This window comes from Methylosinus sp. DMC45, assembly GCF_056313885.1.
This window is the reverse complement of sequence record NZ_JBQUZK010000035.1, coordinates 43,225-69,143: the sequence shown is the minus strand read 5'-3', so window position 1 is coordinate 69,143 and position 25,919 is coordinate 43,225. Positions and strand designations below refer to the sequence as shown.

The following is a 25,919-nucleotide window of genomic DNA, read 5'->3' as shown; positions in this document are numbered from 1 at the left end:
CGCCGTCATTGCGAGCGAAGCGAAGCAATCCAGAGCCGCAGGGCGGCCCCTCGATCATTCGCCGCTTCGGTCCTCGCGATGGCGATCGCGCGGCGTTGCGCGAGCCAATGGGAGCGCGCGCTCATGAGTCTGGATTGCTTCGCTGCGCTCGCAATGACGGCGTGGCTTATTCTTCCGGCACTTCCCGCACGGCGCCGCGCGCCGCGCTGGTGGTCATGGCCGCATAGGCGCGCAGCGCCTTCGAGACCTTGCGCGCGCGCTTAGCCGGCTTCCAGGCCTCCTTGCCGCGGGCTTCCTCCGCCGCGCGGCGCTTGGCGATTTCGTCATCGGAAACCGCGAGACGGATGGAGCGCGCCGGAATGTCGATCTCGATCTTGTCGCCTTCCTTCACCAGGCCGATGAGGCCGCCTTCGGCCGCCTCCGGCGAGACATGGCCGATGGAGAGGCCCGAGGTGCCGCCGGAGAAACGCCCGTCGGTGATGAGCGCGCAGGCTTTGCCGAGGCCTTTCGATTTCAGATAGCTCGTCGGATAGAGCATTTCCTGCATGCCGGGACCGCCGCGCGGACCTTCATAGCGGATCACCACCACATCGCCGGCGACGATCTTGCCGGTCAAGATCGCATCGACCGCGGCGTCCTGGCTCTCGAAGACGCGCGCCGGGCCGGCGAATTTCAGAATGGAATCGTCGACGCCGGCCGTCTTCACGATGCAGCCGTCCTGCGCCAGATTGCCGGTGAGAACCGCGAGTCCGCCGTCCTTGGAGAAAGCGTGGGCCGCGTCGCGCACGGCGCCTTTCTCGCGGTCGAGATCGAGCGCGTCGAAGCGGCGGCTCTGGCTGAAGGCCACTTGCGTCGGCACGCCGCCGGGCGCGGCGCGGTAGAAAGTCGCGACGCTCTCGCTATTGGAGACGCGCACGTCCCAACGCGCGAGCGCCTCGCCGAGCGTCGTCGAATGCACGGTCGGCAGCTCCGTGTGCAGCAGGCCGGCGCGGGAAAGCTCGCCGAGAATGGCGTAAATCCCGCCGGCGCGATGCACGTCCTCGAGGTGAATGTCCGGCACGCTGGGCGCGACCTTGCACAGAACCGGCACGCGCCGCGACAGGCGGTCGATATCCGCCATTGTGAAGGGGACCTCCGCCTCATAAGCGGCGGCGAGAATATGCAGCACGGTGTTGGTGGAGCCGCCCATGGCGATGTCGAGCGTCATGGCGTTCTCGAACGCTTCGAACTTGGCGATGGAGCGCGGCAGCACGCTGGCGTCGTCCTGCTCGTACCAGCGGCGGGCGAGATCGACGATGAGATGGCCGGCCTCGACGAAGAGGCGCTCGCGGTCCGCATGCGTCGCCAGCACAGTGCCATTGCCGGGCAGAGCGAGGCCGAGCGCCTCGGCGAGGCAGTTCATCGAATTGGCGGTGAACATGCCGGAGCAGGAGCCGCAAGTGGGGCAGGCGGAGCGCTCGATGACGGCGACGTCGGCGTCGCTCACCTTGTCGTCGCCGGCGGCCACCATGGCGTCGACGAGATCGAGGGCGTGGCTTTCGCCATGCAGCGTGACCTTGCCGGCCTCCATCGGCCCGCCGGAGACGAAGATGGTGGGGATGTTGAGCCGCAGCGCGGCCATCAGCATGCCGGGGGTGATCTTGTCGCAATTGGAGATGCAGACGAGAGCGTCGGCGCAATGGGCGTTGCACATATATTCGACGCTATCGGCGATGATCTCTCGCGAGGGCAGGGAATAGAGCATTCCGTCATGGCCCATGGCGATGCCGTCATCGACCGCGATCGTGTCGAACTCCTTGGCGACGCCGCCCGCCTTCTCGATCTCGCGCGCGACCAGCTGGCCGAGATCTTTCAGATGCACATGGCCGGGCACGAATTGCGTGAAGGAATTGGCGACGGCGATGATCGGCTTGCCGAAGTCGTCGTCCTTCATGCCCGTGGCGCGCCACAGGCCGCGCGCGCCCGCCATATTGCGTCCATGGGTGGTGGTGCGGGAGCGGAACGGCGGCATGGGCGGCTCTCTTCTTTCAAAACGCGTGTCGCAGATGCACTATCCCAAGGAGGCAGGCCCCGCAACCGGCCGAAGCCGGCTGAGCGTGAGCCTCGGCCTCGCCATTCTTCGAGAAGGAGGCGGCCCATGGCGCGCGCATTGATCGTCGGCGCCGGCGCGGTGGGGCTCGCGGTCGCCCGCAGCCTCGCGGCGAAGGGCCATGAGGTCATCGTCGCCGAGGCCGGCCCCGTCATCGGCGGCGGCGTCTCCTCCCGCAATAGCGGGGTGATCCACGCCGGGCTCTATTATCCGACCGGCAGCCTGCGCCATCGGCTCTGCGTCGAAGGGCGGCGCGCGCTCTATGCTTTCGCGCACAGCCATGGCGTCGCGCATCGCCGGCTCGGCAAGCTGATCGTCGCGACCGAGCCGGGCGAGGAGGAGAAGCTCGACGCTCTGCTGGCGAATGGGCGCGCCAATGGCGTCGAAGGTCTTTCCGCCTGCAGCGCCGCAGAGGCGCGACGGCTGGAGCCGGCGCTCTCCTGCACAGCGGCGCTGCTCAGCGCCGAGACCGGCGTCATAGACGCGCCCGGGCTTATGCTGGCGCTGCGCGGCGAGATCGAGGACCAAGGCGGCGCCGTCGCTCTGGCGACGCCTGTGCTGGGAGCCGAGCGGATCGGCGAGCGCTGGCGCATTCGCTTCGGCGGCGCCGACGCCGGCGTGGCGGAGGTCGAGCTTCTCGTCGTGGCCGCGGGGCTGCGCGCTCAGGCCGTCGCCGCCGCCATAAAGGGGCTCGATCCGGCGACGATTCCGCCGCTCTTCCTCGCCAAGGGCGACTATTTCGCCTTTTCCGGCCGCGCGCCTTTCTCACGGCTGATCTATCCCGCTCCCATCGACGGCGGGCTCGGCGTCCATGTCACATTGGACCTCGCCGGCCGCATGCGCTTCGGGCCGGATGTGGAGTGGATCGAGGCCGAGGACTATCGCGTCTCCGCCGCGCGGCGCGTCGATTTCGAGACGCGCATCCGTCGCTATTGGCCGCAGCTGCCGGCCGAGCGGCTCGCCCTCGATTATGCCGGAATAAGACCCAAGCTTACCGGGCCGGGCGCGCCCGCAGCGGATTTTCGCATTCTCGGCCCAGCGGATCACGGCTTTTCGGGTCTGGTCTGCCTGTTCGGCATAGAGAGCCCCGGGCTCACCTCGGCTCTGGCGATCGGCGATCACGTCGCGGCCTCGCTGGACTGAACGCGACTGTCTCGAAACAGAGCATATGCGCAGCACATGCGCGACTTGCATTGACGGAAAATTAAGCTAGATTACTTCCGAATATTTTCGGGGTTGACTAGTATGTGGTTGGATTTCTGCGACTCGCGGGACGTCGTGTGGTCCCGCAGATCGACTCGCAAGTCGAAACGAATTTCGCTCCATAATTTTTCCGCCGGATTTGCCGCCTTCGACATTCTCACTCTGATCGTCGCGGGTTTCGCATGTGTCGCGCTTCCCGGCGGATCGGCCGGGGCCTCGCCGCAGGAGTGGCAGATTTGGGCGATTTTCTTCGCCGCCTCCCTGCAGTTCGGATTGGCGCATATTTTCGAGGTCTATCGGACGTCGAGCGTGCTCGATCGCCGACATGTGCTGCGGCGCGCCACTCTGTCCTTCCTCGCCACTTTCGCCTTGATGATCTGCATCGCCGCGGCGACGAAATCGGCGGAGAGCTATTCGCGCCTCTGGTTCTTTTCCTGGGCGGGGACGAGCACCGCGATCGCGATCGCCGCGCGCGCTCTGATCTTGCGGCGCATTCGCGAGGCGCTGGCGGAGAGCGCTTTCGTCCATCGCGCGCTCTCGGTCGGCGTGTTCTGCGATCCGCTGCATCCGCGCGAGATCGAGGGCGAGACCCGCAATGAGGAGGTCGTCGTCGGCTACGCCACATACGCCGATCTCGCCGAGCTCGCGGATTTGTCGGATCGCATCGTCCAGGAAGCGATCGACCATGTCTATCTCGCCGCGCCCTGGGCCGAGATTCCGAATGTTCTGCGCCATCTCGACATGCTGCGGCATCTTTCCACGCGCGTGTTCGTCCTGCCGGCGGATCGGCGCGTGATGGCGGATGTCGTCAGCGTCGCGAAATTCGGCGACCGCATCTCCTTCTGCGGCATGGAGGAGCCGATCCACGGCTGGAACCTCTGGTTCAAGCGCCTCGAGGATATCGCGCTCGCCTCCTGCGCCCTCGTTCTGCTGTCGCCGCTGATGGCGGCGACCGCCCTGGCGATCAGGATCGACTCTCCCGGTCCCATCTTCTTTCGGCAGCAGCGCGTCGGCTTCAACGGCCGCATTTTCGAATTGTGGAAATTCCGCTCGATGTTCGCCGAGAAGACCGATGCGCACGCCACGGTTCAGACGAGCCGCGGCGACCCCCGCGTCACGCGCGTCGGGCGTTTCATCCGACGCTCGAGCATCGACGAGCTGCCGCAGCTGATCAATGTGATCCTCGGCGATATGTCGATCGTCGGTCCGCGTCCGCATGCGCTGGCCACCAAGACCGACGGTCGCAACCTCGAGGAGCTGGTCGAATATTACGCCGTGCGCCACAGGGTGAAGCCGGGCATGACCGGCTGGGCGCAAGTCAAAGGCTTCCGCGGCGAGCTGGACACTTTGGATAAGCTACGCAACCGCGTGGACTGCGACCTCTATTACATCGACAATTGGACGCTGCTGCTCGACGTCGGCATCATATTCCGCACCATGATGATGGTGCTGCGCGATTCGCGCGCTTATTGAGAGGCGCGGCGTCCGCTCCAGGGCGGGGCCTCTTTACGCCGCGCGCTCCCCCGTCACCACTCCCGATTTGCGTCATTGATGATGACGACGCCGATCGCCTTATCGGCGTCCATGCCGCTCGACAGCCGATGCGGGCCGAGATTGTCCCTGCTGTCGGGATATCGATTGAGCATCACCAGCTCGATCATGGGCGCGCCGCAGTCATAGAGGCTGTCGTCCTCGCCATGGACCAAGACGCGGGCGTTCGCGGGCAGCTTCTGCAAGGCCTCGATCAACTCGCCGACCGTCTTGGGGCGCTCGCGGGTGAATTTCGGTTCCTCGGCCAAGTCGATCTCCTCTTACGCATCAGCTGTCGCCTGCGGCGCAGGTCGGTCCATGCGGAGCACGGCCATGCAAGAAACGGCGCGCGCAGGCCGAGCCGGGCCTTATCCGGCCGGCAAAAAAAGAGCCGCCCTAAACCAGGGCGGCTCGAAGGAGGCGCAGGAGAAGGTCGAGAGAAATTCAGGACCCGCTCACAATGGCCCGCGCCGGATCGCGGCGATGTGCATGAACGCACGGGCCGGCGGCGCGGCGGCGTAGCGACGCCCGCATATTGAAGCAGGAGCGCGCGGCGATATCTGACGGTTTCGGCGCTTTGCCGAACTCCAGCCGGACGTCGCAAATGACGGCGCTGTTTTCGCTCGAAAGGCTCTTGACGAGAACGATCGCCGCCGGCTCGCTGACACTGGTCGGGCCGGACGCCGGCGTGCGCCGCTTCGGGCGCGGCGCGCCCGAGGTGACGGTCGAGATCAAGGATCGCCATCTCGCGCAAAAGCTGGCGCTGGCCCCGGACATCGCGCTCGGCGAAGCCTATATGGACGGCTCCTTCGTCATAGAGAGCGGCGATATCTATGATTTTTTCGACTTGTGCTTCGCCAATTTCGGCCATGGCTACGGCCATTGGCTGTGGCGCGCCGGCGCTATGGCGCGCCGCATGCAGAAGCGCCTCGCGCGCAGCAATTCGCTGAGCGCCGCGCCGGACGAGATCAGCGCGCATTATGATCTCTCCGACGAGCTCTATGCGCTATTTCTCGATTCCGAGCGTCAATATTCCTGCGCCTATTATCTGACGCGGGAGGACTCGCTCGAGCAGGCGCAGGAGCACAAGCTCGCCCATATCGCCGCCAAGCTGCTGCTGCGACGCGGCCAGCGCGTGCTCGATATCGGATGCGGCTGGGGCGGGCTCGCGCTCTATCTCGCGCGCGTCGCCGATATCGAGGTGACGGGCCTCACTCTCTCGCAGGCGCAATGCGACTATGCCCAAAAGCGCGCGCGCGAGACGGGCCTCGACAATCGTGTTCGGTTCGCTGTGCGGGACTATCGCAAGGAGGCCGAGCGCTACGACCGGATCATATCCGTCGGCATGTTCGAGCATGTCGGATATGGCCGCTATAGCGAATATTTCGAGAAGCTGCGCGCGCTTCTCGTCGAGGACGGAGTCGCGCTCGTCGACACCACGGGCAGCGCCGCCGGGCCGGGCGCCGGCAGCCCATGGATCGAGAAATACATTTTTCCCGGCGGCCAGGTGCCCGCTCTCTCGGAGATCAGCGCGGCGATCGAGCGCGCCGGCCTCTATGCGACCGACATAGAGATTCTTCGGCTCCATTACGCCGACACGCTGCGCATGTGGCGTCGGCGCTTCAAGGACAATTGGTCGCGCATAGCGCAGATTTACGACGATCGCTTCTGCCGCATGTGGGAATTTTATCTCGCGAGCTGCGAGGCGGGATTTCGACATTCCGGCCTCGTCGACTTTCACATTCAGCTGGCGCGGCGCATCGACGCCGTGCCGCTCACTCGCGACTATCTGTATCGTACGAGCATATGAGGAGACAGTCATGGCGTCCGGCGAGGAGACCAGCCAGGTTCGCGAAGCCGTCGGCGTGTTCGACACGGCCGATGCGCTTCAAGAGGCGATCGACGAATTGCAGACATCCGGCTTCGATCGCGCCGACATCAGCCTCATGGCCGGCGAGCAGACCGTCGACGCCAAGCTCGGCCACGCCTATGAGAAGGCGACGGATGTGGCGGACGACGCCGACGTTCCGCGCGGCGCTTATATCTCGCCCGAGTCGATCGGCGAGGCGCAAGGCGCGCTGGTCGGCGGCCTCGGCTATATAGGCGCGATCGGCGCGGCGGGACTGATCGTTGCGAGCGGCGGAACCATGGCGGCCGCGCTCGCGGCGGCGGCCATCGCCGGCGGCGGCGGCGGTCTGGTCGGAGCGCTCTTCGCCAGGCTGATCGGCGAAAATCACGCGCAATATCTGCAAGAGCAGCTGGATCGCGGCGGCATATTGCTATGGGTGCGCACGCGCGACGCCGCGCATGAGAAAAGCGCCGTCGATATTCTCAACAAGCATTCCGGCCGCGACGTCCATGTGCATGGCGCGCCCGACGCGCCTATGTGAGCGGCGCGCGGCTTTCATGTCGTCGGCGGCGAATAGGAAGATTCGCCGCCGTTTCATATGTCGTCAGTCAGTTGTCAGAATACGCGCGGCTCAGCTGCAGCCTGTGGTGCTGCCGCAGGTCTCGCATTTCAGGCAGGTGCCATTGCGGACGAGCGTGAAATTCGCGCATTCCGGGCAGGCCTCGCCGACATAGCCCTTCATCCGCGCTTCGGCGCGCTTGTCGGCGACGCTCTCCACCGGCCGCGTCGGCGCCGTCCAGCCGAGCTCGGACAAAGGCTGCTCGACCTCTTCCGCGACATTCTCGCGCAGCGCCGTCGCGCCGCCGCGCACCAGCATCAGCCGATCCGTCTTGGAGCGCAGGAGGCCTTTCGAGACGACCGACGATGCGCTCTCGGGCGCCTTGCCTTCATGCTCGCCCTTGCCGAGCACGTCATGGCCGATGTCGTCCGGCGAGACATGGGCGAGATCATTGCGGCCGAGATAGGAGATCGCCAGCTCGCGGAACACATAGTCCAGAATGGACGTCGCATTCTTGATCGCGTCATTGCCCTGCACGAAGCCCGCGGGCTCGAAGCGCGTGAAGGTGAAGGCGTCGACATATTCCTCGAGCGGCACGCCATATTGCAGGCCGAGCGAGATGGCGATGGCGAAATTATTCATCAAGCTGCGGAAGGCGGCGCCTTCCTTGTGCATGTCGATGAAGATCTCGCCGAGGCGCCCGTCCACATATTCGCCCGTGCGCAGATAGACCTTATGGCCGCCGACGGCCGCCTTCTGCGTATAGCCTTTGCGCCGATCCGGCAGCTTCTCGCGCTCGCGCACCACTTGATGCACCACGCGCTCGACGATGCGCTCGGCGATGGCCGCCGCGCGCGCCGGCGCATTGGCGGAGATGATCTCCTCCGCGACTTCCTCCGCCTCGTCGTCGGCGTCGGAGACGAGCTGCGAGGACAGCGGCTGCGACAGCTTGGAGCCGTCGCGATAGAGGGCGTTGGCTTTCAGCGCCAGCTTCCAGGAGAGGAGATAGGCCGCCTCGCAATCCTCGATCGTGGCGTCATTGGGCATGTTGATCGTCTTGGAGATCGCGCCCGAGATGAAGGGCTGCGCCGCCGCCATCATGCGAATATGGCTCTCGACCGAGAGATAGCGCTTGCCCGTGCGCCCGCAGGGATTGGCGCAATCGAACACGGGATAATGCTCCGCCTTCAAATGCGGCGCGCCTTCCAGAGTCATCGCGCCGCAGATGTGGACATTGGCGGCCTCTATCTCCTGGCGCGAGAAGCCGAGATGGGTGAGCAGATCGAAGCTCGCATCTTCCAGCGCCGCCGCCGGAACCTTCAGAGCGCCGGTGAGGAAATCCGCGCCGAGCGTCCATTTGTTGAAGACGAATTTGATGTCGAAGGCGGAGGCGAGCGCCTTTTCCACCGTCTCGATCTTCTCATCGGTGAAGCCGCGCGCGCGCAGCGAGGTGGTGTTGATCGCCGGGGCGTTGGAGAGCGAGGCGTGACCGACGGCGTAGGCCTCGATCTCGGCGATCTCGGATTCCCGATAGCCGAGGGCGCGCAGCGCTTCCGGCGCGGCGCGATTGACGATCTTCAAATAGCCGCCGCCGGCGAGCTTCTTGAATTTCACCAGAGCGAAATCCGGCTCTATGCCGGTGGTGTCGCAATCCATGACGAGGCCGATCGTGCCGGTCGGCGCGACGACGGAGACTTGCGCATTGCGATAGCCATGCTCCTCGCCGAGCGCGAGCGCCTCGTCCCAAGCGCGGGTCGCGCGGGCGATGAGCGCCGCATCGGGGCAGGCGGCGTGGTCGAGCGGCACCGGCGCGGTCGCGAGGCCTTCGTAGCCGGCGCGCTGGCCATGGGCGGCGCGGCGGTGATTGCGAATGACGCGCAGCATGGCTTCGCGATTGGCGTCGAAGCCGGAGAAGGGGCCGCGCTCCTTGGCCATTTCCGCCGAGGCGCGATAGGCGACGCCGGTCATGATGGCCGAAAGCGCGCCGCAGAGCGCGCGGCCGGCCTCGCTGTCATAGGCGATGCCCGAAGACATGAGCAGGCCGCCGACATTGGCGTAGCCGAGGCCGAGCGTGCGATATTCGTAGGAGAGCTGCGCGATCTCCCGCGAGGGGAATTGCGCCATCAGCACGGAGATTTCCAGCACGACGGTCCACAGCCGGACGGCGTGCTCGTAGGAATCGACGTCGATGCGCTTCGTCTGCGCGTCGCGGAACTGCAGCAGGTTCAGCGAGGCGAGATTGCAGGCCGTGTCGTCGAGGAACATATATTCCGAGCACGGATTGGAGGCGCGAATGGCGCCGCCGGCCGGGCAGGTGTGCCAATCATTGATCGTCGTGTGGAACTGAATGCCGGGATCGGCGGAAGCCCAGGCGGCGTAGCCGATCTTCTCCCACAATTCGCGGGCCTTCAGCGTCTTCGACGCCTTGCCGTCGAGCCGGCGCGTCAGCGTCCATTCGCCGTCGCTCTCCACCGACTTCAGAAACTCGTCGGTGACGCGCACGGTGTTGTTGGAGTTCTGGCCGGAGACGGTGAGATAGGCCTCGCTGTCCCAATCCGTGTCATAGGTGTCGAAGGAAATGTCCTTATAGCCCTGACGCGCGAATTGAATGACGCGCTTGATGTAATTGTCCGGCACCTCGGCGCGGCGCGCGGCGCGGATCTCGCGCTTCAGCGCAGGGTTCTTCTCCGGGTCGAAGCAATCGAAGCCCGGCCCCTCGCAATTGACGCAGGCGCGCAGCACGGCTTTCAGATGCTTCTTGACGATCTTGGAGCCGGCGACGAGCGAGGCGACCTTCTCCTCCTCCTTCACCTTCCAATCGATGAAGGCCTCTATGTCGGGATGGTCGACGTCGACCACCACCATTTTGGCGGCGCGGCGCGTCGTGCCGCCGGATTTGATCGCGCCCGCCGCGCGGTCGCCGATCTTGAGGAAGGACATGAGGCCGGAGGAGGAGCCGCCGCCCGAGAGCTTCTCCTTCTCGCCGCGCAGCTTGGAGAAATTGGAGCCGGTGCCGGAGCCGTATTTGAACAGGCGCGCCTCGCGCACCCAGAGATCCATTATGCCGCCGTCATTGACGAGATCGTCCTCCACCGACTGGATGAAGCAGGCGTGCGGCTGCGGATGCTCATAGGCGGTCTTGGACTTGGTCAGCTTGCCGGTCTGATAATCGACATAGAAGTGACCCTGGCTGGGGCCGTCGACGCCATAGGCCCAATGCAGGCCGGTGTTGAACCATTGCGGCGAATTGGGCGCCGCCATCTGCCGCGCCAGCATGTAGCGTAGCTCGTCCTGAAAGGCGGAGGCGTCCTCCTCCGTGTCGAAATAGCCGCCCTTCCAGCCCCAATAGGCCCAGGCGCCGGCGAGGCGGTCGAACACCTCGCGCGCCGAGGTCTCGGAGGAATAGCGCTCCGCCTTTGGCAGAAGGGCGAGCGCCTCCGCATCGGGAACGGAGCGCCACAGGAAGCTTGGAACCTCATGCTCCTCGACGCGCTTCAGCCGCGCCGGCACGCCGGCCTTGCGGAAATATTTCTGCGCCAGCACGTCGATGGCGACCTGGCTCCAATCGGCCGGCGCGTCGATATTCTCGAGCGAGAACACCACCGAGCCGTCGGGGTTGCGGATTTCGCTACGCGCCGCGCGAAACTCGATATCCGCATAGGGAGACTGGCCGGCTGTCGTGTGGCGTCGCTCGATCTTCATCGTATTTCGATCCTCGAAAAATGCGCGCGGTGAATCGATCGCGGCCGATGGATCGGTCGCGACAAGCTCGTTCTGGAAGGGACTCTACGTCGGCAGGAAACGCAGATACGGGGGTCGGGCCGCGGCGCGGCGGAGAGCCGCTGCGACGAGCCGCAGCTTTGGCTGCCGAAAAGCGTCGCGCCGCCCGCCGGGGGCGCGCGAGAAACAGCTTTTTCGTTCATCCGCCGCTGCGTCATGAGACACCCGCACAGTGCGTCACTCTTCCGGCGGCGTCAAGATATAGTGTGAGGAATAAATAATTGGACAATATCTTGCAAAATACCGTGGATAATGGGGAAAGCCGAGTCGCGCTCTGGACAGCGGGCTCGACGTGAGCCGCGCTTTACGTAAGGGCCTCGAAAGCGCGATTCTCGAGCAGGTCCGAGGGGCGGCGCCTCATTTCTGCGACGAAAGCTTCGGGAGCTTTGCCGCAGCGGCGCGTGATTTTCCGCCCGCAGAGATCGGGAGTCTTGACGCCGCAGGGCGCGGAGGAGTTAGTTGCGCGCCGGCGGCGCCGGGGCAATAGGCGCCTAAATGCCCTTCAGGAGGTAGTCATGTCATTCGTCGTCGCGCGCCGGGGGTTCCTGGCCGCCTTGTCGCTCGCGGCTCTCGCCTCGTCGGCCGCGCTCGCCCACGGCCCCTCGCGCCAGAAGGTGACGGAGACGATCGAGATCGCCGCTCCGGCCGAGAAGGTCTGGGCCATCGTCGGCAATTTCCAGGATTTGAGCTGGCTTCCCCCCGTCGCCAAGACGGAAGGCGCGGGCGACAACACGCCCGACAAGGCGACGCGCCACATCACGCTGAAGAACGGCGGCGAGATCGACGAGCTGCTCACCAAATATGACGCCAAGGACTTCTCGCTCGCCTATCGCATCGAGAAGGTGGATGTGAAGATCCTGCCGGTGAACAATTATTCCTCGACGATCACGGTGAAGCCGCAGGGCGACAAGAGCGTCGTCGAATGGCGCGGCGCCTTCTATCGCGGCTTCCCCAACAATGATCCGCCGCCGGAGCTCTCCGACGAGGCGGCGCTGAAGGCTGTGGGCGATCTCTACAAGGCCGGCCTCGCCTCGCTGAAGGCCAAGGTCGAAGGCAAGTGATCTGCAATTCCTGGGGCAGGGCGGCGCGCGCCGCCCTTCTCGGGCTCGCTCTCGCTTCGCCCGCGGGGGCGGACGAGGCTTTCGTCACCAATCAGGGCAGCGGCGATCTCACCATCGTCGATCTTTCGACCATGGCGCCCGTCGCGACCCTGCCGATCGGCGGCAAGCCGGCCGGCGTCGCCGTCTCGGCCGATGGCGCGCGCGCCTATGTGACGAGCCCTGAAGGCAAATATCTCTCCGTCGTCGATACGCGCGAGCGTCGCGTCCTACGCAAGATACCGCTCGAGGGCGGTCCGCTCGGCCTCGCCGTCGCGCCGGACGGCAAGCGCGTCTATGTCGCCGACATGTATGAGCAGCGGCTCTTTTCGGTCGATCCCGAATCGGGCGTCGTCGCCACCGCGCACGTCGGCGTCACCCCATCGGGCGTCGCGGTGACGCCGGACGGCAAGACGATCCTCGTCGCGATTCGTGACGCCGACAAGATCGCCTTCGTCGACGCCGCGTCCTTCCAAAAGCTCGGCGAGCTCGATGTCGGCCGCCATCCTTTCGGCGTCACCATCGACGCGGATGGAAAGCGCGCCTATTCCGCCAATGTCGAATCGGACGACGTCAGCGTCATCGATCTCGAGAGCCGGCGCGTCATCGCCACGGTGAAGGTCGGCAAGCGGCCCTATTGCGTGGCGCTGGCGCAGGGCAGGGGCTTCGTCACCGACCAATATGCCGAATCGGTCAGCGTCTTCGATCTCTCGACATTCGCGCCGGTGGCGCAGGTGAAGGTCGGCGAATATCCAGAAGGCATCGGCGCGAGCCGCGACGGCAAGACCGTCTATGTCGCCAATTGGTTCACCAATGAGTTCTGGTCGATCGCCGCCGACAGCCTGAAAGTGATCGCCAAGGCCAAGACCGGCGACGGACCGCGCGCCTTCGGCGCTTTTATCCGCGCGATGAATTGACATGCTCCGGCCGCACGCCGAGGCCGATCAGCCGCGCCGGAATCTGCCGTAGGACCGGGAAGACGTCCAGCAGCCGCAGCGCCAATGGCGGCTCGAAAGGCTTGTCCGCCGCGAGCACGTTACGGATCACGCGGTTCTGAAGGAAGAGCTGCAGCCGCTGCGTCACCCGTGCGGGAAACTCTCGGCGCTTCTGCACGGCGCCGACGTCCTCGTCGCGCAGCGTTCCATCGCGCAGCTTTTCGGCGAGGAGATTGGCGGTCGCCACGGCGTCCTGAACCGCCAGATTGATTCCGACGCCGCCGATCGGCGACATCGCGTGGGCCGCGTCGCCGATGCAGAGCAGGCCCGGCCGGCTCCAATTCTTCAGCCGATCGACCTGCACGGTCAGCAGATTCACGTCCTCCCAATCGCGCAAATCCTCGACGCGATCCTCCAGAAAGGGAACGCTGTCGGCGAGGGCGCGGCGAAACTCGCCGATCGGCCGACTCCGCAGCGCCTGCGCGCCGCCTTTGGGAATTACATAGCCGATCTGCCAATAGGAGCCGCGCTCGATCATCGCCACCATGCGGCCCGGCGCGACGCGGCCGAAGGTCTCGTCGGGGTCATCCGCCTTACGCCGCAGCTCCAGCCACAGCACATCCATGGGCGCGCCGAAATCCTCGACCGCGAGGCCCGCCGATTCGCGCATTCGCGAGGACCGCCCATCCGCGGCGATGGTGAGATCGGCCCTGATCTCGAGCAGCCCTTCCGGCCCCTCGGCGCGCAGGCCGACGATGCGGCCGTTCTCCTCGATCACGCTCTCTGCGGCGGTCTTCATCAGCAGGCGGAAATTCGGCAGCTTCTTCGCCTCGCCGGCGATGAAGTCGAGAAAATCCCATTGCGGCATGAAGGCGACGAATTTGCACGAGGTCGGCAGGCCGCGGAAGTCGGCGACGACGAATTTTCGCTCCCCCAAATCCGCCGAGACCTGAAACGCCTTGCGATGCGGCAGCTTCAGAAAATCCTCGAGCAGGCCGAGCTCGAACATCAGCTGAAGCGTCGAAGGGTGGATCGTGTCGCCGCGAAAATCGCGCAGGAAATCCGCGTGCTTTTCGAGGACGATGGTCTCGACGCCGGCGCGGGCGAGCAGAAAGCCCACCATCAGCCCCGCCGGGCCGCCGCCGACCACGCAGCATCTCGTGGAGATCGACTGCGTCATCGGCCGCTCCTGTGCGAATCGGCCGCGCGCGGCCGCTGCCGACCTTTATGGTCAGTTCAGCAGCGGTTTTCCATTCGCATCCTTCACATTGGCCGCCCAGCTCTTGCGGATCAGCGTGATCACAGAGGCGGGCATGGGCTCGAAATCCAGCTCCTGCGCCGCCGCCGCGCCTTTCGAGAAGGCCCAGTCGAAGAATTTCAGCGCTTCCAGCGCCGCCGCGGCGTCCTGCGGCTGCTTGGGCAGCAGAATGAAGGTCGCCGCGGCGATCGGCCAGGAGGCGGCGCCCGGCTGCTCGGTCAGCAGATGGAAGAAGCCCGGCGCGCCGGCCCAATCGGCATTGGCGGCGGCGGCCTCGAAGCTCTCCTTGCCCGGCGCGACGACCTTGCCGTCGCGATTCACCAGGCTGACGGCGGCGAGCTTGTTCTGCTTGGCGTAGGCATATTCCACATAGCCGATCGCGCCTTTGGCGGTGGCGACATTATTGGCGACGCCCTCATTGCCCTTGGCGCCGAGGCCGAGCGGCCATTCCACCGCCACATTCGCGCCCACCTTCTCCTTCCAATCGGCGGAGACGCGGGCGAGATAATCGGTGAAGCAGAAAGTCGTGCCCGATCCGTCGGAGCGATGCACGACGACGATCGCCGTCGCCGGAAGCGCGATCTTGGGATTGAGCGCGCGGATCGCCGGATCGTTCCAGAGCTTGATCTCGCCGAGAAAAATGCGCGCGAGAGTCGCGCCGTCGAGGACCAGCTCATTGGAGGCGACGCCGTCCAGATTGACGACGGGCGTGACGCCGCCGACGACCTGGGGCCATTGGATGAGCCCGGCGGCGTCGAGCTCCTTGGCCGTCAGCGGCTGGTCCGAGGCGCCGAAAGTCACCGTCCGGGCCTTGATCTGGCGGATGCCGCCGCCCGAGCCGATCGATTGATAATTGACGCGATTGCCCGTCTCTTTCGAATAGCTCTGCGCCCATTTGGCGTAGATGGGCAGGGGAAAAGTCGCGCCGGCGCCGGAAATATCGAGGGCGCGCGCGCTCCCCACGGAAAGGATCGCCGCCAGAGCGGCGTGAAGAATGAGCCTTGAGGCTTTGGAAATCATGCGGCCTTTCCCCGGAATCTCGACGCGGCGCTCTTGTCCGCGAGAGCTGGAGCCCAATGGTTTCAGCTCTCTGCGGCGCGCCTTGGCGGCGCGGCGGCTGTCGCCTTTCTGTCACATGCCTCCTTTTCCACGACTTCGCGCCAAAAGCAAAGCTCATGACGCGGGAGTGGCGCGCCCGACTGGACATTGCGCTGTCTTGACGCAATAAGGAGCCACGCAAACTTTCTTGGACGCTTCCGACATGTCCTACATCATTCGCTTCTTCACTTGGTGGAACCGGGCGACGCTCAGCACGGGCCTGTGGACGCTGCTCTATGGCGAGCGCGTCGGGACGGATGAGTTCGGCAACGTCTATTACCGTCGTCGCGGCGGCAGGAAGGACAAGGCGCTCGGCTTCGAGCGCCGCTGGGTCATCTATAAGGGCTATGCCGAGGGCTCGGCGACGCCGCCCGGCTGGTATGGCTGGCTGCACCACACGGTCGACACGCCGCCGACGCAGGAGAAATACGAGCCGAAGGAATGGGAGCTGACCTATCGCCCCAATCTGACCGGCACCTCCGCCGCCTATCACCCGCCGGGCTCGATCCTGGCCGAGGGCCGCCGCGCTCCCGCCGGCGGCGATTATCAGGCCTGGTCCCCCGAGGCTTGAGGCGAGCCGGTCGCGGCCCTGTCCGCGACCATCGATCCGCCACGCTCTTCCTATTCAACGACGGCGCATGAGGCGCGGGCGGCCGGCCCGAGCCAGAGATCGGAAACGAGACCCGATATGATCTCCCGCTGCTTCCGCCTGCGTTTCGCTCTTTCCGGGGCCGCCTTGCTCGTCGGCCTCGGCGCGGCGGCCGCCGATCCCATCCGCAATCCCACCGCCATTTTCGCAGGGCTCGACAAGACCACGGGCCGAATCATCAATTTCGACGTCGCCATAGACGAGACCGTGCAATTCGGCTCGCTTCAGGTGACGCCGCGCGTCTGCAACACGCGCCCGCAGACCGAAACGCCGCAGACGACCAGCTTCGTCGAGGTCGACGAGCAGGACACGGGGAAGAACGACGCCAAGCGGATTTTCTCCGGCTGGATGTTCGCCGCGAGCCCGGGCCTGCATGGCGTCGAGCACCCCGTCTATGACGTGTGGCTGGTCGATTGCCGCGGCGGCAAGGAGATCGTCCAGGCGCCGGCGGCCGATCCTGCGGCCGCGGCGGCGCCCGCCGCCCCCGCGCCGGAGAAGAAGCGCTCCCGCTCCCGCAAGGTCGAGCCGGTCGCGCCCGTTCCGGTCGAGGCCGCGCCGATCGGACCGCGCGATTCGGTTCCGCCGGAGGGCGCCAAGGCCCCGGAGAGCGCCGAGCCCGCCGCTGCAGCCCCGGCCGAAAAGCCCAAGAAGAAGAAAAAGAAGCAGCCGCCGGCTCCGGCCCCCGCTACGGCGCCTTCGCCTTTTCCGTTCTGAGCGTCGGCTCCGGCCGCAGAATGGCGACGATCTCGCGGCCGGGAACGGGCGCCTCGTCCGGCCAAGCGGCGAAGCGGCCCGAGACCGACAAAGCCTGCTCCAGCAGAGCGTGATAGGCGTCGCGGCTGACTTCGACCGCGCCGAGCGACGCGAGATGCGTGGTCATGAATTGCGTGTCGAGCAGGCGGAAGCCGCCTTTGACGAGCCGCGCCACGAGATGCGCCAGCGCCACTTTCGAGGCGTCGGTCTCGGTGTGGAACATGCTCTCGCCGAAAAAGGCGGCGCGCATGGAGACGCCATAGAGGCCGCCGACCAGCCGTCCCTCCCGCCAGCATTCGACCGTATGGGCGAAGCCCATGTCGAACAGCTTGCGATAGAGCCGCTTGATCTCGGAATTGATCCAAGTGTTCTCGCGCTTGGGCGCGGAGGCGGCGCAAGCCGCGATCACGGCGTCGAAATCCGTGTCGACCCGCACCTCGAAACGATCCGAGCGGATCGTCTTGGCGAGCGAATGCGAGACCTTGAACGCATCCAGCGGAAAAATGGCGCGCTCCTGGGGATCGACCCAGAAGAGCTGCTCCTCCTCGGCGCTCTCCGCCATAGGGAAAAGGCCGATGGAATAGGCGCGCAGCAAAATCTGCGGCGTGATGGCGTAATCTGCGTGTGAAGGGCGCGACATTCCACAGATTGTAGCGCAATGCGCGCCGGAATCGAGAGCGTTCCGTTCCGGGGCGAGCGATAGAGCGGGCGCTCGCGAGGGGGACGAGCCCCCTCGTCTTCGTCGTTGAACCCGACCCTGTCCAGCTATCGCTGGCCGACCCTCCCCGTGAAGGGGAGGGCGCATAGGCCGCGTCTTCTGCGTCGTCAGCCTTCGCCGATCACCTCGAGGAAGCTGTGCGCGTCCTCCTTGCGCTCGAAGACATGCGGAGCGATGCCGCGCTTGCTCAGCGCTTCCTTGAGCTTCAAGCGCAGGAAGGCGCTGGTCGTGTAGCGCGTCGTCGTCACATAATAATTCTCGAGCATATATTGGATCATCTCCGCATAGTAATCGTAGAGATGCTCGCTGATGCGGAAATTGTCGAGATTGACGACCTGATTGACGCGCTTGCCGATCTTCTGGCAGGCGTCGATCAGCATCTTGCGCAGATCGTCGATGTCGCGCTTGGAGCGGGCGCTCCAGCCCTCGAGATTGAGGAACTGAATATTGCGATCGGCGTCATAGCTCACGCGATCCTGCAGATCGAGATTGAGCAGATCGGAGATCAACCCCATCGGCTCATCGACGAAGATGCGCTTGTCCATCAAGATCGGATGCTTGACGATGGGCTTGAAGTCCATGTGCGGGAGAATATCCCGCTCTATGTCTATGCCCGGCGCGATCTCGATCAGCTCGAGACCTTCCTTCGTCAGCTGGAAGACGCAGCGCTCGGTGACATAGATCACCGGCTGCTCGCGCTTTTGCGCATATTTGCCGCTGAACGTCACCTGCTCGACGAATTTCAGGAATTTGCGCGCGCGGCCTTCCTTGAGGATTTTCACCTCGCCGTCTTGAATCGCAATGTCGAGCCCGCCGGCGGTGAAGGTCCCGGCGAAGACGACGCTGCGCGCGTTCTGGCTGATGTTGATGAAGCCGCCGCAGCCGTTGAGGCGTCCGCCGAAACGGCTGGTGTTGACATTGCCCTGCTCGTCGCATTCGGCCATGCCGAGGCAGGTCATGTCGAGACCGCCACCGTCATAGAAGTCGAATTGCGTGTTCTGATCGATGATCGAATCGGCGTTGGTGGCCGAGCCGAAGGAGGAGCCCGAGGCGAGCACGCCGCCTATGGCGCCGGCTTCCGTCGTCAGCGTGATGAAGGGGGTGAGCTTCTCTTCATTGGCGACGGCGGCTATGCCCTCCGGCGCGCCGACGCCGAGATTGACGACGCCATTGGGCGGCAGCTCGAAGGCGGCGCGGCGCGCGATGATCTTGCGCGCGTCGAGCGGCATTTTCGCCATGCTCTCGACCGGCACGCGAATCTCGCCGGCCAGCGCCGGATTATACATGACGCCGTAGTTCATCCGGTGGAGCTCGGGCTGGTCGGCGACGACGACGCAATCGACCAGAATGCCCGGAACCTTTACGTCCTTGGGACGAATCGAGCCGGCCTCGACGATGCGCTCGACCTGCGCGATGACGATGCCGCCATTATTATGCGCGGCCATCGCCTGGGCGAGCACGTCGAGCGTCAGCGCCTCCTTCTCCATGCTGATATTGCCGGAAGGATCGGCGCTGGTGCCGCGGATGAAGGCCACGTCGATCTTGGTCGCCGTGTAGAACAGCCATTCTTCCTCGTCGATGACGACATGCTTGACGATCTCTTCCGTCGTCACCTCGTTGACGCGGCCGCCGCCGAAGCGCGGATCGACATAAGTATAGAGGCCGACCTTGGAGAAGAGGCCGGGCTGGCCGGCGGCGCAGGCGCGATAGAGCTGCGAGATGACGCCCTGCGGCAGGTTGTAGCCGAGAATCTTATTTTCCGCGGCGGCCTGGGCGACCTTGGGCATGCGGCCGAAATTGCCGGCGATGACCCGGCGCAGCAGGCCTTCATGATGCAGGCGGCCGGTGCCGAGCCCTTTGCTGTCGCCGGCGCCGGCGGTCATGATGAGCGTGAGGCCGCTCGGTCCGCCCGTCTCGACGAAGCGCTTCTCCAGCGCGGCGTGCAGCGCCTCGGGAATGCAGCTCTGGACGAAGCCGGTGGTGGTCAGAACGTCATTTTCGCTGATCAGCGCAATCGCTTCGTCGGCTGTAATGACCTTGTTGTTCTTGTTGTTCATTTCCCTCGGGTTTCCTCTTCGCCGCCCGGCAGGGCGAAGGCTGCGGGCGTTGTCATTCCCGCGTTCCGCAATCAATAGGGCGCCGGGTTCGAACCAAGCTCGACACTAGAGTTTGCGACAGGGTTTCGCAATAGCGTCAGGAAATTGCCGCAGAGCTGCGACGGCGCAAAACGCTGCGGCTCCGCGTCGCAGCTCGGCGCGCGCGCTGCGGCGCCGCGCGGGCGCGATGCGACGTTCATTCGCATATTTATCTTATAGGCTTTAGCGACTATGCTGCGCTCATGGTCGGCGAGACGCGGCCGAACTGCGATATTTTCTGACGGCGTCCATAGAGCAAACCATGACCAAGCTCAGATTTCTCCTCGCGGGCGCCGCAGCGACGGCGGTCCTCGGCCAGACCCTGCCCATCGGCGCCGAGCCGGAAAAGAGTTTCGTCTACAAGCCCGCCGACGAGGTTCAGTTCAAGAGCCCGCTCGGCGTCGGCCCCGCCCAGGCGGTGCTGTTCGGCGATCCGTCGAAGCCCGGCGTCTATGTGGTGCGCGTGCGCTTCCCGCCCGGACACCATTCCAATCCGCATTTTCATTCGCAGGATCGCCATGCGGTGGTGGTCTCGGGAACATGGTGGAACGGCGTCGGCGAGGAGCTGGACTTCAAGAAGGCGCGGCCGGTGAAGGCGGGCTCCTATGTGCTGCATCCTGCCGGCGGCGTGCATTGGGACGGCGCGGGCGAGGAGGAGGTCGTCATTCAGATTACCGGCGAAGGGCCGGTGGAGACGACGCAGGTCGGGGCGCCGGGCGCGCCGCAGGGCTATTGGCCGAAGCCGAAGTGAGAGCGGCCCATTTCCAGTGACGCGATGGCGCGCGGCTCCATCGCGTCCATTGCGTGGGCCGCCGCGTCCGAGAGCGCCGCGACCGCCATCAGCAGAAGCCCGGCCAGCGCGGCCGATGCGAGAACGCGCTGCGCCGGCGGCAGCGGCTCGTCAGCGGCCGGCCGCGGCGCGACGACCACGAGCCGGCGCGGCGCCATTATGCGCGGAGCCGAGGCGTCCGCGCTCTCCGATCGCAGCACGCGCAGCGAGGCGCGCAGCTCTTGTCTGCGCGTTGCGTCTCCTGGGCGAAGGTCCGATTCCATCTGATCCCTCATGCGGAAATGCGTTCTTCGGATGGGGCGATCGCCAGAGGCTCCGGCGCCGTCTCCCGTCGCCGCGGCGCGCGCAGCCGGGCGAAGACCGGCGGCGGCGCGAATTCCTCGGGGACGCCGCACAGCCCCGCCTGCGTGAACCAGGCGCCGAGACGCGGCCAAGCGCTGGCGAGCGCGAAGGGAATCGCGGCGACATAGCCGAAGGTCAGCGGCGCCGACCACAAGGCCAGCGACGGCGCGGAAAGTCCGGCGACGGCGAGGACGAATGCGCCGAAAGCGAAGGCCGGCCAGAGCGCGCGCGCGGTCTCCCATGCGCCGAGGCCATGCGCGTCGCGCGCCTGTCCGCTCCAGCCCGCGTCGCGCTCGAAGGGCAGTCGCGCGAGCAGCAGAGTGACGCCGAATGTCGTGACGGCGCCGATGATGAAGGAGAAGACGATCTCCAGCGCCGCGCCCGCGAGCAGGCGGACCGCGCCGCCATAGCGCCGCACGCCGCCCGGCGTCAGCGCTATATCCGCATAGCCGGCGAGCTTGGGCGCGAGATAGAAGCCGAGAAACAGCAGATAGAGCGCCGCCGCCGAGCCGGACGGAAAGCGCGACACGTCCTCGACCAGCGGCAGCAGCGCGCCGAGCAGGATGATCGCCGTCCAGGCCGGCGCGCCGATGAACATGCTGATCGCCCAGACCAGCTGAAAGCGGCTCATCGGCAGCAGCCCCGGAAGAGAGAGCAGCTCCCAATATTGCATGTTGCCGCGGCACCATCGCAGATCGCGGCGCATGAATTCCAGCAGCGTCGGCGGATTTTCCTCATAGCTGCCGCTCTCTATCGGCAGCACGCGCACCTCATAGCCCGCGCGTCGCATCAGCGCCGCCTCGATCTGGTCATGCGAGAGAATATGCCGTCCGCCCGACAGGCGCGGCAGATCGCAATGCCGCGCGAAAGGCGCGATGCGCACCAGCGCATTGTGTCCCCAGAAGGGACCGCAATCGGCGCCCCACCAGGCCGCGCCCATCGTGTAGCTGCGCATTCCGGCGCGCATGCCGAATTGAAAGGCGCGCGCGAAGGCGGAGCGCGACGGCGCGCCGACCACGAGGCTCTGAATAATGCCGATGCGCGGATAGGCTTCGCCGATGCGCACCAGCCGCAAAATCGACCCGCCATCCATCAGGCTGTCGGCGTCGAGGGGAATCATGAAGTCATAGGCGCCGCCGAAACGCTCGCAAAAGTCGCGAATATTGCCGGCCTTGTATCCGATATTGTCGGAGCGCCGACGGTAATGCAGCCGTGACGCCTCAGCGCCTTCGGCCGCGCGCCAGCGGGCGAATTCGGTCTCCTCCTGCGCGGCGATGCGCGGATCGGTGGTGTCGCTCAGCACGAACCAATCGAAGAGGGCGCCTTCGCCGGTCGCGTCGAGATCGGCCTTCATGGCCGCGAACCGCGTCAGCGCGCGGGCGGCGTCCTCATTGCGGATCGTCAGCGTGACGGCCGTGCGCGCGCGGATGCGGCGGCGCGTGTCGCCGGCGCGGGCGAAAGGCGCGACGCTGTCGAGCGGGCGCGGATGAAAATGCAGGAGCCAGAAGCCGAGAACGGCGTTGCCGACGCCGAGCACGCTCCAGGGCGCGGCGATGGCGAAGCAGAGGAGAATCGCGGCCTCGATGACGCTCCAGCCGTCTTGCCCCAGAATATCGGCGAGCCAGATCAGCAAAGCGAGATAGACGGCGGCGTCGATCGCGGCGACCAGCAGGCGTCGCCGAAAGAGTTCGGCGCGGCTCTGGAGGCCGGCGGGGGCGGCGGCGGACATTCGCGTCGTCGTTTCCTATGCAGAACACGGGAAAATCGGCTGGCGCGCATCGCCGCCGTGCTCTAGCAATATCCGCGAAGCACGAGGTTTGTAAATTGGGCGAATCGGAAAAATCCTACTTTAATGGTATGAAAGAGGCGCATTCTCTGTGGATCGAGGCGCCGCGGAGCGCGGCGCTGCGCGCTGCGGCTCTCGCTCCGCCGGGGCCGGAGGAGGCGCTGGTGCGGACTTCGTGGAGCGCGGTTAGCCGCGGCACGGAGCGGCTTGTCTTCGAAGGCCGCGCGCCGCGCTCGGAATGGGAGCGCATGCGCGCGCCGTTTCAGGAGGGCGCATTCTCCTTTCCGGTGAAATACGGCTATTGCGCCGTCGGCCGCGTGGAGGAGGGGCCGGCCGGCCTGCTCGGCCGCGACGTGTTCTGCCTCCATCCGCATCAGGATTTTTTCGTTGCGCCTGTCGCCATGCTGCGGCCGATTCCGCGGGAGACGCCGACGCGCCGCGCGCCGCTCGCCGCCAATATGGAGACCGCGCTGAACGGGCTTTGGGATTCGGGAGCCGGGCCGGGCGACCGCATCGTCGTCATCGGCGCAGGCGTTCTCGGCCTGCTGGTCGCCGCGCTCGCCGCGCGCCTGCCGGGCGCCGAGGTGCTGATCCATGATCGCGAGGAGTCTCGCGCGCAGATCGCCGAGAGTCTCGGCGCGCGATTCGTCGGCGCCGACGCGCTGGAGGGGCTGGGCGCGGATGTCGTCTTCCACGCCAGCGCCTCCTCCGAGGGGCTGGCGCTGTCGCTCGCCGCGGCGGGGCTGGAGGCGGCGATCGTCGAATTGAGCTGGTATGGGGAAGGGCAGGTCTCTGCGCCGCTCGGCGGCGGCTTTCACGCCAATCGGCTGCGGCTCGTCTCCTCGCAAGTGGGGCAGGTCGCGCCCTCGCGGCGGCCGCGCTGGAGCTACGCCCGCCGGCTGGACAAGGCGCTGGAGCTGCTCGCCGATCCACGCCTCGACGCGCTCATCACCGAGGAAATTCCCTTCGCCGACGCGCCGCGGGAGCTGGAGCGCATTCTCGCGCCCGGGGCGAGCGGCCTCGCCACCTTGTTTCGCTATTGAACGGAGAAGAAAATGTACGCAGTCGAAGTCCGCGACCACATCATGATCGCCCATAGCTTCAAGGGCGAGCTGTTCGGCCCGGCGCAGCGCCTTCACGGCGCGACCTTCGTCGTCGATGTGGCGTTTTTTCGCGAGACGCTCACCGTCGACGAGGTGGTGGTCGACATCGGCCGCGCCCATGACGCGCTGAAGGCGACGCTGGCGCCGCTGAACTATCAAAATCTCGATGAGATCGAGCAGTTCAAGGGCCGGCAGACGACGACCGAATTTCTCTCGCGGCATATTTTCGACGCCATGGCCGCCGCCGCCCGCTCGGGCGCGCTCGGGCCGGGCGGCGAGGGCATCTCGCGCATTCGCGTGACGCTGCACGAGTCCCATGTCGCCCGCGCTTGGTTCGAGGGCGCTGTGTGAGGCGTATCGTCTTCGCCATTCCGGGAGACATAGAGGCGAGGACCGGCGGTTATGGCTATGACCGCCGCGTGCTCGCGGAATTGGCGCGGCAGGGCGTCGCGGCGGTCCATCTCGCTCTGCCGGGAGGATTTCCGCATCCGACGGCCGCGGAGGAGCGCGCCGTCGCCGCTGCTTTCGACGGTGAATTGACAGCGGACGACGTCGCGCTCATCGACGGCCTCGCCTATGGCGCGCTTTCCGAGACGGCGATCGCGTCCATTGCGGCGCCGATCGTGGCGCTCTGCCATCATCCGCTCTGCCTCGAGGCGGGCCTCGCGCCGGAGCGCGCGGCGGCCCTGCGCGAGAGCGAGCGGCGGGCGCTGGCCCGCGCCGCTCATGTGATCGCCACCAGCGCGCATACGGGTAAGACGCTGATCCGCGCTTTCGGCGTGGCGGAGCGCAAGCTGACCATCGCTCCGCCGGGAACCGATCCGGCCGAGCGCGCAAGAGGCTCGGGCGGCGCGCCAGCGCTGCTCGCCGTGGGCTCGATTATTCCGCGCAAGGCGTTCCATCTTCTGGTCGAGGCGCTGAGCGGCCTTTCCGATCTCGACTGGCGCCTCGCCATCGTTGGCGGCGCCCAACATTCTCCCCAGACGGCGGCCGATCTCGCGCAGCTCATAGAAGCGAAGGGGCTCGGCGGACGCATCGTTCTGCGCGGCGAGCTTTCCGGCGATGCGCTTGACACGGCCTATCATAGCGCCGATGTCTTCGTCTCCGCATCGCTTCATGAGGGCTATGGCATGGCGCTCGCCGAGGCGCTGGCGCGCGGGCTGCCCATCGTCGCGACGACGGGCGGAGCTGCGGGCGACACAATCCCTGATAGCGCCACGCTGAAAATCCTGCCGGGGGATGTGGCCGCGCTGCGCGATTCTCTGCGCGCGATCATTGCGGATTCGGCCTTGCGGGCGCGGCTCGCCGAGGCCTCTTGGCGCGCGGGGCAGGCGCTGCCGCGCTGGGAAGAGACGGCGCGCATCATCGCGGACGTGACGAGGGGGCTGGCGTGAGCGGTTTCTCGGCCGAATGGCTCGATCTGCGCGAGAGCGCCGACCACGCAGCGCGCAATCCCATCCTGCGCGCGAGCGTCGCGCGCGCCTTCGCCGATCGCGAGTCTCTGACCATCGTCGATCTCGCCTGCGGGGCCGGCTCCAATCTCCGCGGCCTCGCCGAGCATCTGCCGGCGCGCCAGAAATGGCGTCTCGTCGATCATGATCCGGCGCTGCTCGCCGCCGCGCGAGCGCGCCTCATCGCCTGGGCCGACGCTGCGGAGGAGGGCGAGACGCTGATCCTCTCCAAGGGCGCGCGGCGACTCGAGGTCGCGTTTCGGATCGCCGATCTCTCCGGCGGGGCAGGGGCGGCGCTCGACGGAACGATCGATCTCGTGACCTCGGCGGCTTTTTTCGATCTCGTCTCGGCGCAATGGCTCGAGGCCTTCGCGGAGCAGATCGCGGCGCGCCGCCTGCCGCTCTATGCGATTTTGAGCTATTCCGGCGAGGAGCGCTGGACGCCGCCGCACGTCGATGACGCCCCGATGCTCGCCGCCTTCCACCGCCATCAGGCGAGCGACAAGGGTTTTGGACCTGCCGCCGGGCCGCGCGCGGCGGAATTGCTGGCGAAAGCGCTGGAGGCGCTCGGCTATAGCGTCGAGACGGCGCCGAGCCCCTGGCGGCTCGGCGCGGGGGAAGCGGCGCTCATCGCCGCTCTCGCCGAGGGCTCGGCGGCGGCCGTGGCCGAGACCGGGGAGGTTTCGGCCGGGATCGTCGAGGATTGGCGTCGCGCCCGTCGGGCGGCCGAGGCCTGCGAGATCGGACATTCGGATCTCTTCGCGCGGCCGAAGGGCGGTTGAGGCCGGGACGTC

General features: G+C 66.2%; 22 protein-coding genes. 13 read left to right on the top strand and 9 right to left on the bottom strand.

Going from position 1 to position 25,919, the window contains the following annotated elements; all coding sequences use genetic code 11:
* Positions 1-166: 166 nt before the first annotated feature.
* Positions 167-2,011, bottom strand: a complete 1,845-nt coding sequence (gene ilvD / locus ACT53T_RS08450; RefSeq protein WP_476160881.1) for a dihydroxy-acid dehydratase — start codon at positions 2,009-2,011, stop codon at positions 167-169.
* Positions 2,012-2,137: 126 nt separating this feature from the next.
* Between ilvD and ACT53T_RS08445 the strand changes: the two genes are divergently transcribed.
* Both ACT53T_RS08445 and ACT53T_RS08440 read left to right on the top strand, forming a co-directional pair.
* On the top strand, positions 2,138-3,232 hold the full coding sequence (locus tag ACT53T_RS08445; protein ID WP_476160880.1) for an NAD(P)/FAD-dependent oxidoreductase: 1,095 nt from the start codon (positions 2,138-2,140) through the stop codon (positions 3,230-3,232).
* A gap of 135 nt (positions 3,233-3,367) precedes the next feature.
* The gene (locus tag ACT53T_RS08440) at positions 3,368-4,765 is read left to right on the top strand and encodes an exopolysaccharide biosynthesis polyprenyl glycosylphosphotransferase (protein ID WP_476160879.1); all 1,398 of its coding nucleotides are present in this window, start codon (positions 3,368-3,370) and stop codon (positions 4,763-4,765) included.
* Between the two features lie 53 nt (positions 4,766-4,818).
* Here ACT53T_RS08440 and ACT53T_RS08435 read toward each other — a convergent pair whose 3' ends face one another.
* Positions 4,819-5,091, bottom strand: a complete 273-nt coding sequence (locus ACT53T_RS08435; RefSeq protein ID WP_400768268.1) for a hypothetical protein — start codon at positions 5,089-5,091, stop codon at positions 4,819-4,821.
* Between the two features lie 365 nt (positions 5,092-5,456).
* Here ACT53T_RS08435 and ACT53T_RS08430 point away from each other — a divergent pair, with 365 nt between their 5' ends.
* Positions 5,457-6,632 carry a class I SAM-dependent methyltransferase gene (locus ACT53T_RS08430; protein WP_476160878.1) on the top strand — a complete coding sequence of 392 codons (1,176 nt, stop codon included), beginning with the start codon at positions 5,457-5,459 and terminating at the stop codon, positions 6,630-6,632.
* A 10-nt stretch (positions 6,633-6,642) separates the two neighbouring features.
* Positions 6,643-7,212: a hypothetical protein gene (locus ACT53T_RS08425; protein WP_476160877.1), complete on the top strand. Its 570-nt coding sequence runs from the start codon at positions 6,643-6,645 to the stop codon at positions 7,210-7,212.
* 90 nt (positions 7,213-7,302) lie between these two features.
* On the opposite strand, the gene ACT53T_RS08420 is transcribed toward ACT53T_RS08425, so the two are convergent.
* Positions 7,303-10,932 (bottom strand): vitamin B12-dependent ribonucleotide reductase, encoded by a 3,630-nt coding sequence (locus ACT53T_RS08420; RefSeq protein ID WP_476160876.1) that lies wholly within the window; start codon positions 10,930-10,932, stop codon positions 7,303-7,305.
* Between the two features lie 593 nt (positions 10,933-11,525).
* On the opposite strand from ACT53T_RS08420, the gene ACT53T_RS08415 reads away from it, so the two are divergent.
* Together ACT53T_RS08415 and ACT53T_RS08410 are read left to right on the top strand one after the other, a co-directional pair.
* A complete protein-coding gene (locus tag ACT53T_RS08415) occupies positions 11,526-12,071 on the top strand; it encodes an SRPBCC family protein (protein ID WP_476160875.1) in 546 nt (181 codons plus the stop codon).
* Positions 12,068-13,024, top strand: coding sequence for a beta-propeller fold lactonase family protein (locus ACT53T_RS08410; RefSeq protein WP_476160874.1), 957 nt, complete (start codon positions 12,068-12,070; stop codon positions 13,022-13,024). The genes ACT53T_RS08415 and ACT53T_RS08410 overlap by 4 nt, the downstream gene beginning before the upstream one ends.
* On the opposite strand, the gene ACT53T_RS08405 is transcribed toward ACT53T_RS08410, so the two are convergent.
* Entirely contained in the window at positions 13,005-14,222 is a 1,218-nt protein-coding gene (locus ACT53T_RS08405; protein WP_476160873.1) for an FAD-dependent oxidoreductase, read from the bottom strand. The two genes, ACT53T_RS08410 and ACT53T_RS08405, sit on opposite strands and share 20 nt — an antisense overlap.
* Positions 14,223-14,273: 51 nt before the next feature.
* Positions 14,274-15,320: a phosphate ABC transporter substrate-binding protein PstS gene (gene pstS / locus ACT53T_RS08400; protein WP_476160872.1), complete on the bottom strand. Its 1,047-nt coding sequence runs from the start codon at positions 15,318-15,320 to the stop codon at positions 14,274-14,276.
* A 241-nt stretch (positions 15,321-15,561) separates the two neighbouring features.
* Here pstS and ACT53T_RS08395 point away from each other — a divergent pair, with 241 nt between their 5' ends.
* Positions 15,562-15,969, top strand: coding sequence for an NADH:ubiquinone oxidoreductase subunit NDUFA12 (locus ACT53T_RS08395; RefSeq protein ID WP_476160871.1), 408 nt, complete (start codon positions 15,562-15,564; stop codon positions 15,967-15,969).
* A gap of 117 nt (positions 15,970-16,086) precedes the next feature.
* Entirely contained in the window at positions 16,087-16,761 is a 675-nt protein-coding gene (locus tag ACT53T_RS08390; RefSeq protein ID WP_476160870.1) for a DUF2155 domain-containing protein, read from the top strand.
* On the opposite strand, the gene aat is transcribed toward ACT53T_RS08390, so the two are convergent.
* Together aat and ACT53T_RS08380 are read right to left on the bottom strand one after the other, a co-directional pair.
* A complete protein-coding gene (aat, locus tag ACT53T_RS08385; RefSeq protein WP_036290771.1) occupies positions 16,733-17,440 on the bottom strand; it encodes a leucyl/phenylalanyl-tRNA--protein transferase in 708 nt (235 codons plus the stop codon). The two genes, ACT53T_RS08390 and aat, sit on opposite strands and share 29 nt — an antisense overlap.
* Positions 17,441-17,625: 185 nt before the next feature.
* A complete protein-coding gene (locus ACT53T_RS08380) occupies positions 17,626-19,575 on the bottom strand; it encodes an acyl CoA:acetate/3-ketoacid CoA transferase (protein ID WP_476160869.1) in 1,950 nt (649 codons plus the stop codon).
* 340 nt (positions 19,576-19,915) lie between these two features.
* On the opposite strand from ACT53T_RS08380, the gene ACT53T_RS08375 reads away from it, so the two are divergent.
* Positions 19,916-20,404, top strand: a complete 489-nt coding sequence (locus tag ACT53T_RS08375; protein WP_018265764.1) for a cupin domain-containing protein — start codon at positions 19,916-19,918, stop codon at positions 20,402-20,404.
* Here the strand turns inward: ACT53T_RS08375 and ACT53T_RS08370 are convergent.
* Entirely contained in the window at positions 20,383-20,706 is a 324-nt protein-coding gene (locus ACT53T_RS08370; protein WP_476160868.1) for a hypothetical protein, read from the bottom strand. The genes ACT53T_RS08375 and ACT53T_RS08370 overlap by 22 nt on opposite strands.
* Positions 20,707-20,714: 8 nt before the next feature.
* Complete coding sequence (mdoH, locus tag ACT53T_RS08365) at positions 20,715-22,514, bottom strand: glucans biosynthesis glucosyltransferase MdoH (RefSeq protein WP_476160867.1); 1,800 nt, start codon at positions 22,512-22,514, stop codon at positions 20,715-20,717.
* 128 nt (positions 22,515-22,642) lie between these two features.
* On the opposite strand from mdoH, the gene ACT53T_RS08360 reads away from it, so the two are divergent.
* From ACT53T_RS08360 to ACT53T_RS08345, 4 genes are read left to right on the top strand one after another with little or no spacing between them, the layout of a single operon-like run.
* Positions 22,643-23,614, top strand: coding sequence for a zinc-dependent alcohol dehydrogenase (locus tag ACT53T_RS08360; protein WP_476161012.1), 972 nt, complete (start codon positions 22,643-22,645; stop codon positions 23,612-23,614).
* 12 nt (positions 23,615-23,626) lie between these two features.
* Positions 23,627-24,025, top strand: a complete 399-nt coding sequence (locus ACT53T_RS08355; protein ID WP_018265760.1) for a 6-pyruvoyl trahydropterin synthase family protein — start codon at positions 23,627-23,629, stop codon at positions 24,023-24,025.
* Entirely contained in the window at positions 24,022-25,068 is a 1,047-nt protein-coding gene (locus tag ACT53T_RS08350) for a glycosyltransferase family 4 protein (RefSeq protein WP_476160866.1), read from the top strand. Before ACT53T_RS08355 ends, ACT53T_RS08350 begins: the two co-directional genes overlap by 4 nt.
* On the top strand, positions 25,065-25,907 hold the full coding sequence (locus ACT53T_RS08345) for an SAM-dependent methyltransferase (RefSeq protein ID WP_476160865.1): 843 nt from the start codon (positions 25,065-25,067) through the stop codon (positions 25,905-25,907). Before ACT53T_RS08350 ends, ACT53T_RS08345 begins: the two co-directional genes overlap by 4 nt.
* Positions 25,908-25,919 lie beyond the last annotated feature (12 nt).